Annotated in this window: 9 protein-coding genes; all 9 read right to left on the bottom strand. The window is 43.8% G+C overall.

What is annotated here, in order from left to right; genetic code table 11:
• Positions 1-20: 20 nt before the first annotated feature.
• The 9 genes from RTR76_RS18905 to RTR76_RS18865 all read right to left on the bottom strand — a co-directional run bounded on the left by RTR76_RS18905 (position 21) and on the right by RTR76_RS18865 (position 14,804).
• The gene (locus tag RTR76_RS18905; protein WP_312523855.1) at positions 21-635 is read right to left on the bottom strand and encodes a nucleotidyltransferase family protein; all 615 of its coding nucleotides are present in this window, start codon (positions 633-635) and stop codon (positions 21-23) included.
• Between the two features lie 51 nt (positions 636-686).
• Entirely contained in the window at positions 687-3,254 is a 2,568-nt protein-coding gene (xdh, locus tag RTR76_RS18900; protein ID WP_312523853.1) for a selenium-dependent xanthine dehydrogenase, read from the bottom strand.
• Between the two features lie 114 nt (positions 3,255-3,368).
• Positions 3,369-4,292, bottom strand: a complete 924-nt coding sequence (locus RTR76_RS18895) for an NTP transferase domain-containing protein (protein ID WP_312523851.1) — start codon at positions 4,290-4,292, stop codon at positions 3,369-3,371.
• A gap of 156 nt (positions 4,293-4,448) precedes the next feature.
• Positions 4,449-5,480 (bottom strand): glycosyl hydrolase family 18 protein, encoded by a 1,032-nt coding sequence (locus RTR76_RS18890; RefSeq protein WP_312523849.1) that lies wholly within the window; start codon positions 5,478-5,480, stop codon positions 4,449-4,451.
• Between the two features lie 17 nt (positions 5,481-5,497).
• Complete coding sequence (locus RTR76_RS18885; protein ID WP_312523847.1) at positions 5,498-7,369, bottom strand: glycoside hydrolase; 1,872 nt, start codon at positions 7,367-7,369, stop codon at positions 5,498-5,500.
• Between the two features lie 3 nt (positions 7,370-7,372).
• Positions 7,373-9,217 carry a glycosyltransferase gene (locus RTR76_RS18880; RefSeq protein ID WP_312523845.1) on the bottom strand — a complete coding sequence of 615 codons (1,845 nt, stop codon included), beginning with the start codon at positions 9,215-9,217 and terminating at the stop codon, positions 7,373-7,375.
• A gap of 70 nt (positions 9,218-9,287) precedes the next feature.
• Positions 9,288-11,924 carry a polysaccharide deacetylase family protein gene (locus RTR76_RS18875; RefSeq protein ID WP_312523843.1) on the bottom strand — a complete coding sequence of 879 codons (2,637 nt, stop codon included), beginning with the start codon at positions 11,922-11,924 and terminating at the stop codon, positions 9,288-9,290.
• A gap of 17 nt (positions 11,925-11,941) precedes the next feature.
• Positions 11,942-13,264 carry a nucleotide sugar dehydrogenase gene (locus RTR76_RS18870; RefSeq protein WP_312523921.1) on the bottom strand — a complete coding sequence of 441 codons (1,323 nt, stop codon included), beginning with the start codon at positions 13,262-13,264 and terminating at the stop codon, positions 11,942-11,944.
• A 28-nt stretch (positions 13,265-13,292) separates the two neighbouring features.
• On the bottom strand, positions 13,293-14,804 hold the full coding sequence (locus RTR76_RS18865; RefSeq protein WP_312523838.1) for a hypothetical protein: 1,512 nt from the start codon (positions 14,802-14,804) through the stop codon (positions 13,293-13,295).
• Positions 14,805-14,838: the final 34 nt, after the last annotated feature.

The raw sequence follows: 14,838 nt of genomic DNA, 5'->3' as shown, positions 1-14,838 counted from the left end.
GGCGCCTCCTATACATTTGACTACGAATTTGAAAACTCCATGTAGTCTACCAGCCTTTGATAGTCTGCCCTGGTATCTGCATCAAGCCTGCAGCCAGCATCGTCCACAGCAACAGTTACGATCTCACTTTCCAGCTGCTTCCACACCTCCCTAAGACCGCCTGTGCCATCAAACTTGCAAATGGTATCCATACATTTTGCTGAAATAAGGGGTGGGTGTTTGCGATGCCCTTCCAGCGAGGGAAAAGCAATCAATGCTTGGGACCTGACCATCGTCTCTTTCACTTTTAGAAAAGTCTGTGAATTGACAGCAGGCATATCCCCAGGTAAAAGGAAAAAAGCGTCACATACCGGCAAAGCAGATATACCGATTTTTACAGACATCAGCATATCCATCTCTGCATAGTGAGAATTGCGGACCAATACCAGCCGCGAGTGCTCATACCGCGACAACAGCACCGTTTCCAGCTCCTGCGCCCGGTGTCCCAATACTACAACCACTTGCTGCACTCCAGCGCACAGCATGCTATCGATACTGCATTCAATGATTGTCTTATCCTTAAGCTTTAAAAGGGGTTTAAATGCTTCCATCCGGCTCGACATGCCGGCAGCCAGAATAATGCCGTTAATCTTCATCAGATCCCTCACTTCCCCTGCCGGCTAAGTTACGAATGTTCTTGTCTGTACCTACTTGTTTTTAGTCTTTTTATAATAGGTGTCTTGCAGCGGCAGCTGGGTACGTAATTTGCCGTCCAACCGGTAATAGGCATGGGAGCAGGCCGGTGCTGTGGGAATAAGACATAGCTCTCCGCAGCCTTTTGCTCCGTAAGTCTGAGGAATTTTTCCTTTCCCTTGTACCAGTATGGTTTCCAGTTCTGGAGCATCCTTTGCCCTCATTAATCCCAGGGTTCCTAACTTCGTCTTTGGGTAGCCACCCTCTACTTTAAAATCCTCGGTCATGGCATACCCCAATCCCATAATGACGCCGCCTTCAATCTGCCCCTCTACTGACTGAATATTAACAGGTGTTCCCACATCATAAGCGGCAACCACTTTTTCAACTTTGCCATCTTCGTTCAGAATAACGACCTGCGCGCCATAACTATAGCTTACATGGCTGATGGGATTATCCTTAATGGCTCCAAGGGGATCACTTTTTACCGAATATTCCCCGTAAAACTCTCTGCCCTCTAAGTCAGACAGCGTTAGCCCTTTATCAAGCTCGACTTTCAGTTCTTCAGAAACCCGTCTAACAGCCTCACCGGTTACAACCGTCTGACGGGAAGCTGTGCTGGTACCTGAGTTAGGCGTCCTAACCGTATCGGCCCTTTCATGCACTAAGAGTGCTGGATTAAGGCCTGTTGTCTCACATAGTACGGTAGCACACATAGTTGCAATCCCCTGACCCATACAGGCAGCAGAAGTACGGATATGCACTTTTCCTTCTTCTATTGATAAAATACAGCGGCCAATATCTTTTTTGCCCATGCCGGTTCCGCTGTTTTTAAAGCCTATCGCTATCCCTGCATAGGGGTTGGATTCGTATACTTCTTTAACGGCCTCCAGACATTCAGCCATAGCAACGCTTTCATCGGCAATTTGGCCATTCGGCAGTACCTGTCCGGGACGTATGGCATTGCGATAGCGGATTTCCCAGGGTGAGATACCGGCTAGTTCTGCCAATAAGTTAATATTATTTTCGGTTGCAAAGCAGCTTTGCGTTACCCCAAAGCCCCGGAAAGCGCCCCCAACAACATTATTGGTATAAACAGACATGCCGTAGATATCAACGTTCTGATAGTTGTACGGTCCGGCTGCATGGGTACAGGCCCGGTGCAATACAGGTCCGCCAAGTGATGCGTACGCCCCTGTATCGGCAATAATAACTGCTTTCATCCCTGTTAAATAGCCATTCTCATCACATGCTGTTGTGAACTCCATCTCCATTGCATGACGCTTAACATGATAATCCAGACTTTCCTGACGGGAGAATTTTACTTTGACCGGTTTCTTCGTATGCCAAGCCATGAGTGCCGCCAGATGCTGCACACTCATATCTTCCTTACCGCCAAAGCCGCCGCCTACCAGCTGCGTTTGACAATGCACCTTTTGAGCAGGAATTTGCAGCATGAGCGCGATTTCGCGCTGTTCATCATAGACTGATTGACCGCCGGAATATAAGAAAATCCCATCTTCCCCCTCAGGCATGGCAATAGCACACTCAGGCTCCATAAAACCATGCTCCTGGAAAGGAGTCTTATATTTTCGCGTGACCACATATTTAGAGTTTTTGATCGCTTCATCGGCATTACCGCGCTGTAAGCCTGCCCGGCTCATCACATTGCCATCAGCATGAATCAACGGTGCATCCGCCCGCAATGCGTCTGTCGGACAAGTTACCGGCTCCAGCTCGGTATAGTCTACTTCGACTAACCGGCATACTTCCTCTAACATTTCTTTATGATACGTAGCTACCAATGCCAGCGAATCTCCCACATACCGCGTGATTCCGCCCTCTGCAATCATTACGTCCCAGTCAGGCTTAATATGACCAACTTTATTATAGGGTACATCAGCTGCCAATAGAATCTTCACGCAGTCCGGATGAGCTGCTGCTTTGCTGATATCAATTTTATTAATACGGGCTCTTGGATATTTAGAGCGAACCGTTTTTGCATAAATCATTCCCGGCAGTTCAATATCATCCACGAAGGTGCCCGTGCCATGCACTTTCTCCGCTGCATCAAAACGCTTGAATTTCTTAGCTACGTTCAATTGATCCGGTAATGCCGGAATTGCAATGTCTTCCCGAAAATAGTCTGCAGCCAGCAGAATCGCATCTTCAATTTTTTTATAACCGGTACAGCGGCATAGATTGCCGTTAATCGCTTTTTTGACGTCCGCCCGGCTTGGCTTCAGATTATCGTCTAATAACGCTTTAGCACTGATGATCATTCCTGGAATACAAAAGCCGCACTGAACAGCTCCAGCTTCACCAAAGCACTGCTCGTAAACCGCTTTCTCCCTGGCACTTAACCCTTCGACCGTTACAATTCGCTTTCCAACAAATTTTGAAACCTTCTGTACACATGCTTTAACTGCTTTTCCGTCCACTAAAATAGTACAGGTTCCGCATGCGCCTTCACTACAGCCGTCTTTTGCAGAAGTAATCCGCAAATCATCCCGTAAAAAAGTCAGCAACGGTTTATCACTCGTGGCAGTAACATCGCTGCCGTTAATATTGAGAGTAAACATAATAACCTCCTATTTTACACGGTTCTAACAATATCCTTGTTAAAATCATTATAAAATGGAGGTTGCTTTGCATCAAATTCTTTGTCAAAAGAACTTGCCTCGTCCCAGGCAATATTAAAATAATCGACTAAACTCATCTTTTGCATATTGGCGCACATTTTGCTCAAACTGCTGAAATTTTTCCAGGAACAACGCACCTTCTTTTGTAAGAAAAGTTTTGCCCCCCTTGCTGCCACCATGCTTTCTTTCAATTACGGCATAGCCCAGCTCGTGCTCCAGCTGATTTAACATATTCCAGGCTTTGCTGTACGACAGGGCAATATGCCTGCAGGCACTGCGGACAGAGTGTGTATCCTGAATTAAAATCAGCAGCAATTTTGTACGGGAATTGAAAAATAATGATTCCTTTTCGATGCTGATTCTGAGAAAAGGATGCAGAATATGCTGATTGTGTTTTTTTAATAGGTAATCCAAGCGGTCAATATCATCCATATCATGCAGAATACCTTCATCATCGATATCCATCCATTGCCTGTTAATTCCGGTGCTCTCTAGCGCTCCCCGCATGCCCATCGTTCCATCATAGACAAGAAGCTGAGGAATTAATTCGGACGCCAGCAGCAGTGGATGACCGGATTTCCCCTGATAAGAAGGAGAAATTATCTTTTCGCCGCATTCCATCATCCGGTGAATGGTCTCAGGAGTAAACATCGGGATGTTGACCGGATTGAAAATGACCTGATCACATTTATTCTGCAGGAATGTCAAGCCAAGTTTGGCGGAATCAAACATTTGCGAGTTTTCATACTCTTCATTTCGCAAAAATATGACTCCGTAATCAGCTAAATCATGTTCAATCTCATCTGCCCGGTAGCCGGTAATGACCACAATCGGCGAGATTCCGACTTGTTGAAAGGTAAGAACAATTCTTTTTACTACTGTAATTGAGCCGATCTTCAGCAGTGGGTCAGGTTCGCTTCGTTTGGATCTTTTTCCGGCTGCAACAATAATCCCGCCTGTTGTTTTCTTCTTTTTCATGCCTACCTCATATTCCGTTTCCAGGGCAGCGGAACGGTTCTATTGAGTTAAATACCATTTTATTTCCTTTTTCTTACTATAGCATCTTAATCAAAAAAAATGAACTGCAAAATAAAGCCTTTCGGCAATTAACTTCCGAAAGGCTTTATAACGAACTTAATTTATTTTGTTTATATCTATATTGCCACCAAGCCGCCACAGGCTGATATCGCTTTCTCCTAGTTCTTGTGCTGCAGCTATCCAGTATTGCAGTGTTTTCACATCCGCATACCAGACCTGATACGATACCCCTTTTTCCTTGTAAGTGAAAATAAGACATTGGCTCCCATCATCCCGGTTAAGCTTAGCGCCGTGAGTTACAGCAAGCGTTTTTGCTTCCACTTCTGTGAGAAATCGTTTTTCACCGTTATCGCCCCACAGGCAGCCTCCTGTAGAAAATGCCACTGACTTTTCTCCCGGCAAAGCAGCCATTTGTTTCACTTTCTTTTGAATAAATTCCTTGTTTGCCTTAGGGCCGGGAGAGTTATGCGGACCGTGCAGGTTATATAACATCACCACATATTCCGGACCGCGGGGGAAGTCAATCGCAAACGGAGAACTCGGCTCCAGTACAACCCGCAAATACAAATCATTTTTCACTGCTTGCTCATAAAGCTTGTCAGTAAAGCGGACAAAGGCTTGTCCAACCTTTTCATCTTTCCATATCCGTTCATAGTCTATTTCAATCCCATCATAGCCACCCTGCTTAGTAAGGGCAATGATATCCGCTATGTGTTTATCCATAGATGCATCATCAGTAAATAAGCGACGAAGTACTTCTGTATCTTTCATCACCGTTGAACCATCAGCATTTTGCTTATCGTTGACAAAGGTAAGATAGGTTTTATAGCTTACTTTCTGTTTTTGGTGCTCTGTTCTTTTATCGCTAAGCTCTTTGGGCAGGAAAAGGCGATCATCTTTATCAAAATATGCGCCAAAGTACGAGAGCTTCTCCAGCTTCTTTCCTAGCTTTGCTATATCTTTTTCGCCTGCTTCCAAATCCCAGTACGCCATCCAAGCGGATTGTTGAATAGGACCTAACGGGACAGTGCTGCCAATAGCCTGACTGTTATAATTACAGCCTGCCAAAAAGACAAGTCCAACTGCAACAACAGCCGCTTTAAACGTGTTATACAGTAATCTACTCACACAATTCCTCCCTCTACTTACAAGTTTACGACAAACCAGTTGATGAGAGCTGACCAATATTGTTTCAACTTAAACACAACAGCCTCAAACCCCTGCATACTGCTGTCATATAGAACTTTTTCCTTATCGGAACCAGTATTTTCAGTAATCAACAGTTTTTCAAATACGCCATCATAGACATCATCGGCCAAATTCCTTTGACTCCAGCCGTAACCGCCCCATGCCGTCTCAAGATAAACAGCACCTGCTTTGTTGTTGTTTGATAACTGAAGCTCTTTAACAGCTTCTTTACCATCTAACATAATAGTAAGCTTATCACCTCTAAGTGCAAGTGATAACAGCCGGTCTCCTTTTGCAAGAACACTAAGTTCAGGGATATACTCGGGCGCTCCTGACGCTATATTGGGAGCATTCTCCCGACTCTTATCCACTAATCTCGCAGTATAAATCTTTGCCTTTTCAGCAGAGTCGGCATATTTGATGAACGTTTCAAATTCCCGTATTTCTGCTGCTTTTTTATCTTCCGCAACAGACAGGCGTTCTTTACCGTCATATTCATCTAAGTTTACCTGATATAGTTCCTTTTCGGTACCGTTAATTTTTTCCGTTACATATAAGACGTTGTTGTAAATATTCACTGCAACAAAACGATTAAGAGCCTCATCTGCCCTAAGATAAATTTTCTGCAACCCAAGCTTATTGCCCTTAAGCCTTGTCGAAAGCTTTAGGTCACCGAAATCGTTGCTGTTCTTTAGGCGTAACAGGCCTCTATCCTTAGGAAGGGAAGTCAAAACAATCGTTTCTTCCTGAAACTCAGCAGCACCTTTGAGTGTTTCCCAGGCTTTTTGTTTATTGCTATCTCCTGTAACAAAGGGAAGGTCCTGGTTAATATCATATTTAATACGCATCAACAAATGATTGGTATACCAATACGCCTGCGGCTGCATGCGTGTTAAGTCATATATACTGCTGTTGCGCTGATTAAAGGCAAAGCCTTCCCGGTTAAAGTTCATTTTGAACAAAGTATTGATCCATTGTTCATTAACAGCACTTACTTTATCATTATTGCCGAAGCTTCCTGTATTGGAATGCATGAGAATATACATACCCGGCACATAACCAAGCTGCTGTGTGTAAATAGTCTGCAGTGTCTGATAATCGTAGGAAATCCGCTCTTTCATGCGGGTTTGACTTTCTTTCGGGATGCCATATTCGTCACGGATATAATCCATCAGATAATGATTGTATTTTCGTCCCAGATAAGAAGCAACGCTGGCATGCTCCAGGGGATCAAGTTCTCCCAGATAATTGTCATACCTGTCAAATACATTAATAAATGCCAGACGGTAACCGTTTGTGCCCATTTCCCAGAAAGTATTCTTTTCCAGCTCTCGCAATTCTTTCGGCATTAGAAACTTCGGATCGTTCTTCTCAAATTTTTCGGGATAGGTCAGTATTGTTGCTTTAAAATTTAAGTCTTCCAATATCTTTTGTGAAAAGATTGCCGTATCCCGCCTACCATCTTCAAAGATTAGATACAGCGATTTTTCCGGTAACGCTTTTCCTGTTTGATAATAGTTAAGAATATCCTGCTGCGTAATCGTCACATACCCAGCATTTTTTAACCCCTGCAAATGATCGCGCAGCCGGTCTACACCAATGAGATTCTGGTTGCCATTTCTCGCTACGCCAAAATAGGCAAGAGAAATAAAGCCTTTATCGCCGGAGAATTTCACATTCTGCTGCGTAAAAGGAGAGTACGCTTTTAATGTAAATAATACGTATACACCAACAGCTACTACCGCCAGAAGAAAAAAGATCTGAAATACAACGCGAATGCGTTTGTTTCTGTCTTTGCGGGCAGTAAATTCTTCACGTGATATGGTCATCTCTTATGCCCTCATTTGCTTCTTGGGATTCTTTTTCATTGCTTCGAGCACATCGGCCGGAGTCATGCGAGTTCCCCAGGTCGTCTTCCAAAAAGTGACCCAGGCAATCGGCATCTGCCATAGCAATACTGCCTCATAATACAGACAGAACCATAACCCATATATCCAGGTTGAGCTTTTGCGAAGCAACAGTTGAGCCATACTCATAAGTAAAGCCATTAAAGCAATACCAATAATAAAGGTCAAGGGGAAAACACGCTGGGTAATGGGAATATAGAGCAAGTTATAAATAACAATTAGCGGTGCTACCAAAGGAACCAGCACGCCCATATAAAAGGATAAGGCCATAAAGGGTTCTTTTTTCCACATAAAACCTGCAGCAATCAGTGATTCGCGAAGCCACGAACGTTTCCAGCGCATCTGCTGCTTCAAAAAAATCCGGTGGTTATTGGGAACAATCGTATTACAGATGGCTGTATCCTGATAGCCGGTACGATGCTGCCGCAGAATAAAGTTTGTCATACTGCGGTCATCGCCAAAGGTAGCTTTTTCTCCTAAAAACCGCTGATTCAGCCATGCGTCCATATAGCGAAGGACCAAATCCTTGCGATAACAGGAGAGCGGCCCGGACAGACAAGTTACTGCATCAAAATAGCTTTCTGCCGCCTTCATGATTCGAAAAGCGATATAATAGCGCACAGACTGCATTTTCGTCAATGCATTGGTGTACGTGTTGGCTACGTCGGTTCGTCCTGAAACACCGCCCATTTTTGTATCCTTAAAGGGCTGGACAAGATTGCGAATCGCAAAAGGGTCTAAAAAGCTGTCAGAATCAACAAAAACGATTAAATCATGCTTGGCCATGATAGCGCCTCGGGCCAAAGCTTCCCGCTTACCAGCATTCTGTTCCTGCCGGATATAATGGAGCCGTGTTTCAATATCATAGCGTTTTTCCTGAACTTTCAAATCCTCAGCAAATTCGGTGATTCTTGCAAAAGACTGGTCATCAGAACAATCATCGACAACAATAACTTCCAGCTTATCAATTGGGTAATCCTGATTGATACAGCCAGAAATCGTTTTTTGTATCCATTGCTCTTCATTAAAGCAAGGGATAATAATCGTTACTCCCGGTGTAAAGTCCTTGTCAATCGGCACCGGCCGGTAAAAAGAACCGAATAAATACCGCGAAAGCAAAAAAGTGGCCGCAATAATACTGTAGAAATACAAGGCTTTATTAAACTTAAAGTAGAGAATGCTTTCTGCCCGCATCAGCAGGATAAAGGCAGTGATAATAAACAAGAAAAACGATGCTACCGACAGCATATACCAATTCTTTTTCTTAGCTGCATACTCTGCTAAGGATTGTACGAACTCTACTCCGCATAAGGCCTTTCCATCTGCTGCCTCGCTGAAGCGAACATATTGAGCAGCAATATCCACTTTCATTTCATAACCTTCCGGCATTGTGCCGGGAGCAATGACAAACCTCAGTTTAATTGTTTTTGCCTGGCTTAAATCGCGGGCAATTTCCGGTGAAACTTCCAGCAGCATGCCTGTAGCGGAAATATCAATCCCTTTGCCCTGGCATTTTACATTTTTATCGCTAGAGCTATATTGAATCGTTACATCATAATTAACGAGATAGCGCCTGCCCCGGTTCTCATTATTAATAAGGCTGGCGACATCGTCAGCGCTCTCATTGCCCTTCACCCGGCGTCTGTCTAGATTGGTACGCAAGCCTTCCTTATCCGGCACTTTGGAAAGCAGCCTGCGATCAGGTTTCGCAACAAGTAAAATATCTTCTTCTTCTTCCTTAGTGCCTTGTTGAAATAACTTATTGATCATCCGCTTTCCTGCCATTTCTTGCTGACTCTACAGCAGCATATAATTCCTTGCGACAGATACTAGTTACCCATTATTGAAGATGTTGACTCATCTGAGTATAGCCTGCTTTTAAATAATCGGATAATCTGCCTACCTTGAACTTGGAAGGATCAGAGTCAGCCTTGGCTTCATTGGCTGTCAGCAGAATATCCAATGCGATTGGGGTGTAAGGGACACCGTCTCCCATATGCAAAACCAAAACAGATCCTTTTTTCACTTCGCCATTCTTCGTATAAATGCTGTCTTTGATCGTATTGACAAGCTGAGAAACATTTTCAGCCTTGTAGTCATAGGTGCTTTCGCCGGAAATAGTATATTCATATCCCGTTGCCAACAAAGCCTCAAAACCCATTCTGCTAACCGCCAGTGTCGGCGGACGGAAGAAGCGTGTCAATGCAGGTTTTCCATTAACAGTCACATTACCTACAATTTGTTCCAGCTTTTGATAGGAGGACGCTAATTCAGCGGTATACTCATCTTTAGTCTGCGTTGGAACTTGCTTGCCGGTTTTCGGATCACGCACTACCATCGGCTTATGCATATCGGAGTGACTACCGATTTCATGCCCCTCCACCGCAATAGCACGAAGCAAATTAGGATTATACATTACGTTATGGGTGAGGACAAAAAATACCCCTGGAACATTATGTTTACGCAGTACGTAAAGCAACTTATTAATGGGCGCATCGGTCCCCCAATCATCAAAGGTAAGAAAGATAACGTTGTCATTTGTATGCACCAGCCCAGTTTTATCGAGACGGCGGGTATCCATTCTGGAGAATCCCAGCATACGGTCCTCATAACCCACATCAGGATTTCCAATATACCGCTTTGACACCTCTGTCAGGAAATTGTGATCATTAATGACAAGCTTAGGTGCATTGCTTCTGAGGTAAGCCGGGATGGTAGCGGGATCGATAGGGTATTGATATACATACTTTGCATTGCCAAGAATTGCACCTACCGGCTTGATCACATATTGCGAGCTATTCGCCTGGTTATTCGCAGGATTATCATACGATGCTGCAAAAGCGATACTATCCACCTTGCGTTGTTTTACGGCTTCCACCAAATCGCCAATTAGACGGTCATTAGAATAGAAATCCATTCTAAAATGAATAATTTGGCCCCGTCCCAGCGAAATTACCGATTTACCAAATATCTCAGCCATCACCTGATCAGCAGTGCTGTAATCCTTATGCTTACTCTGAACAACATTGATTGACTGCCCGATTAGTTTACAGCCCATTCCAGCAACAGCAGCTTTTGTCGTATCGGTTACAGCACCCCATGGCTGTTTTACCAAATAAGTATCAACACCAAACTGTTCCTGCAGCAGCTTACGGTCACGCAGAATAAGCCTTTGTGTCTCTTCCAGTGTTTCGCCGTCCTTAGGCCTGATAGCTATTCCAAGTTCATGTCCGTTGTTAATGATGGTTCGCAGCGTACCGGGATATCTTTTCATTTCCGTGTCGGCAATAAAGAAAGTCCCTTTAATACCAAGATTTTGCAGTCTAGTCAACATATCATTCACAACGGCCTCATTGCTGATTCCTCCGAAAGTGAAGGAAAGTGCCGGCTCTGTAGTTGTAATCACCTTTATTTCCTGAGCAGCAGCACCTGCTACATCTGCCGCATAGGCCGTTCTGATAGCCAGAAAATTCGCCGCCTCCTCCTGAATTAAGGAAGATGCTACATTCCAGAACGCAGTAATATGCTGTACTAGCAGACTACTGTCAGGCAGCAGTGACGTTTTTACTGGTTTTGTCAGACCTTTTATAGCAAAATCTTCTACATATACAGTTGTGTAATTAACTTTGGTTAGTGCAATTAGCAGTTTTTCAACTGCCTCAATTGTTCCCTTTTCACCAAAATCGGCCTGCTGAGTCAAATTTTTCAAGCCCGGCTGTTTATCGATTGCCGGTTTCTGCTCGGTTTTACCTGCATCCTTTGCAACCGGTTCGGTATTTGTCTTAAGCTTAATAGAAACAATACTGCCCGGTAGGAGGCTGCCTACAAATGCATCTGCTGCTTGAGACGTATTGACTTGTTTCACGTTGACAAAAGCATCACTTTTCACAACACTTACAAATCCGGCAGCTCTTGCGGCTTGAAGCACTTGATCGGTATATTTAGTATCATTGCATTTTAACAGATTTGGACCTTGGTCGGTTGTAACCCGGATAATTTTCTGTGCCCGGCAGAAATCTCTAACCAGGCGCTCCACAGGCAAAGTATCCATTTTTCCCATTCCGGAAAGTGTATAGTTTTCTATTCTATAACCCGCATTTTTAATATTTACGACAGTTTGCGGATCTTCAGCCGTTTGCATTCCATCCACAAAAAAGGTTGCTTTAGCATTATATTTTTTCAATAAGTCCAAAACCTGCTGCATCGTGGTACGATCAGATAAACCGTCAAAAGTCAGAGCAATCTGCCGTTGACCACTTTTACCGCCTGTAATAATAGTTGCTTTTTCCTGGCTGTTTTTAAGTTGTGCTAAAGCACTGGCGATTTCTGCATCAGCCTCATAGGAGCTTTTCATATCGGTAATATTGCGATACTCACTACCTGTCTGTGTCAGAAAGACATTCTTGAAAAAAAACAGTCCAATCAGACAAATACTAAGCACAGCAGCCAGTGACAGCACCATTTTTTTGTTTTTCACGCATATCACCTCTCAGATCAAAGACTCCAGTACGAATACCCTTTGTCCTCAATAGTTTTCCGGTCAAACATACTCTTAATATCAATAATAACTTGTTTTGTTTGTGATTTCTGCGGTTTGAGCAGCTTTTCCAAATCAACCAGCTGCAAATCCTTGAATTGTTGGTGCGCGACTAGAAAAACCAAACAATCTGCATTGTGTACATCCTGAATATCTACAAGGTCGAGGTTCAGTTCTTTCTTAAATTCCCGCTTATCAACTACAGGGTCCACTATTTTCACTTTGAGCCCATATGCAGCAAGCTGCTTATAAACATCAACCGACTTTGAGTTGCGCATATCAGGACAATTCTCTTTAAATGTAATACCCATAATATAAATATTGGATTTCGATAAGTTCTTGTTAGCCTGAATCATTTTTTTGATGATATTATCCGTGACAAAAGCAGCCATGCCATCATTGACTTTGCGCCCGGCAGCGATAATCTGCGAATGATATCCCAGCATTTCTGCCTGATAAATAAAGTAATATGGATCTACCCCGATACAATGACCGCCTACCAGACCAGGATGAAAGCCTAGCGCATTCCATTTCGTATTCATGGCATCAATAACCTGCTTGGTGCTGATGCCCATACGATCAAACGCCATTGACAATTCATTCATAAATGCAATATTAATATCCCGCTGTGCATTTTCAGCCAGTTTTGCTGCTTCGGCCACTTTAATCGTTTCCGCTCGGTAAACACCGGCCTGAATAATCAATTCATATGCTGCTGCGATATTCTGTACTGTTTCCGCATCCATTCCGGCGACTATTTTGCGGATGTTCTCCAACTTATGCACTTTATCTCCTGGGTTTATCCGTTCCGGTGAATACGCGATTTTAAAATCACGGCCACAGGCAAGACCTGATTCTCGCTCTAATATAGGCACGCAAATATCTTCTGTAACACCAGGATATACCGTAGATTCAAAAACAACAATAGTTCCCTTTGTTAAATTTTGTCCGATTGTTTTACTGGCATTAACGACCGGCGCCAGGTTAGGGGTTTTATCGCCGTTAACCGGTGTTGGAACAGCAACAATAATAATCTTCGCTTCCTTTAAACGCACCGGATCGGAGGTGAATTCCAATGTTGTCTGCCGAATTCTTTCATCACCAATTTCATTAGTCGGGTCGATCCCCCTCTGATAGATGGCGATTTTTTCCTGATCAATATCAAAGCCTAGCGTCTTTACCTTATCAGCAAAAGCTACTGCAATAGGCAGCCCTACATAACCGAGTCCTACTACGGCAAGATAATCTTTGCGAGCCTGTATTCGTTCAAAAGCTTCCAGCTGCAATGAAATTCACCCACTTTTCTAGTTAAAAATAACGTGTTAAATAATTCCACCAGGTATTTCCTTTCGAACCATCATTCTTATTCGAAAGATTATAGTATTCTGTCCCTGCTACCATATTCTCCGCCAAGGTGTAGCTAATGCCCACACCATAACCCTTAAAGCCATTTTCCATCAAACTCCCTTTGCCATTCATGCCATGGGCAATGAATGTATAGCGAGGCTGATTATAATATTTGGCAAAAATACTGTAAGTGCCGGGCCGCCATGATTTTAAATCTCCATAATTCAAGCTGAACACATAGCCCGTCCCGCCTCCGCTGGTTTGAGGACTGGATTTTAAAAGCATCGCTCCGACACCAAAATTACTGAAGTTATAATTACCGCCAAGCGTTCGAATGCTATTTTGTTTACCACCTGCCATATTGTAATGGTAAACACCGGCTTCCAAATTATAATCGTAATCTTCATACCGCGCAGAGGCGGTCATAGTCTCCCGTGTTTCATCCGTTTGTCCGTAACTCAAAGTATATTTGACTGGTTTGCCGAAATCAGCCCTAACGCCTTTAAATCCGCTATCATAAATATTTCCTTCCGCCATGAGATAGCCGAAAGAACCTACCGTTACCTTCGTTTCACCGGTTTGTCCTGCTATATACAGGCGGGACGGTTTAAAGAAATTATTGTAATTCAGGATTTTCTTCTGGCCTTCCAGCATGCCGTATAGGCGCCAATCTTCTTCATTAATGGGGGCATCCATTCCCAGTCGAACCCGAATTCCGGCCGAATCCCGGCCGAAGAGGCCAGAACCGCTATTGTGCGCATAATGATAACGAACTTCTCCATCAATATTCATTTTATTATCAGTCTGGCGGTTACTCGCATCGCCCACCTGCTTAAGGTCCTTTATTAGTCCATCGTATGTTTCCGGCGCAATATAACTGGGATTCTCCCTCGGCTTCCGTTCGGGAACAGCCGCTGTCGGTGGATTCGGTAAAGCCGCTGCTTTCGGTTCAATATCGGCATTATTGCGCAGTAGCGCTGTTGGAGAACTGCCGCCACTATTTAAACTGCCTACGGCCGCATTACTGGAAACTGTGCCGCCAGGCATAATATTGATTGAGCCGGCAATCATTTTTGATGTCAATGTTGCAATTTCATAGGAAAAATCGGCCTTGGCCCGTTCTACATTTAGATTAGGATCACTCATTATTCTTGCTGTATTCTGCGCCATTGCATAGGCAAAGTCCCTGCGCTGGCCTTCAGGCAGCATAGGCATTGCCTTTGCAGTTACCCTGGCCATTGCGTAAGAATACTCCACTTTAAAGTTTTCAATGTTATTGCTGGGAGCAGCAATAATTTTTGCCGTTATTTGCGCTATTTCATAGGCAAAATCCGCTTTTGCACTTTCATCTGATTTCGCAGGCAGGCTCGCAGCATATACCACGTTTCCCTTTGGTCCATCGCTGAACTGATTTCCTGCCGTTATACTAATTGCTGCCGCCATAGCAAACAGCATTCTTACGGATTTCTTCACGTGATTATTTCACCGCCCTGCTAGATAAGTACAA

It is taken from the genome of Anaerospora sp. (assembly GCF_032013335.1).
In the GTDB taxonomy this organism is placed as follows: Bacteria; Bacillota; Negativicutes; order Sporomusales; family DSM-15969; genus Anaerospora.
Note: the sequence above shows the minus strand (reverse complement) of the source record. Positions and strands in the feature narration are given on the sequence as shown.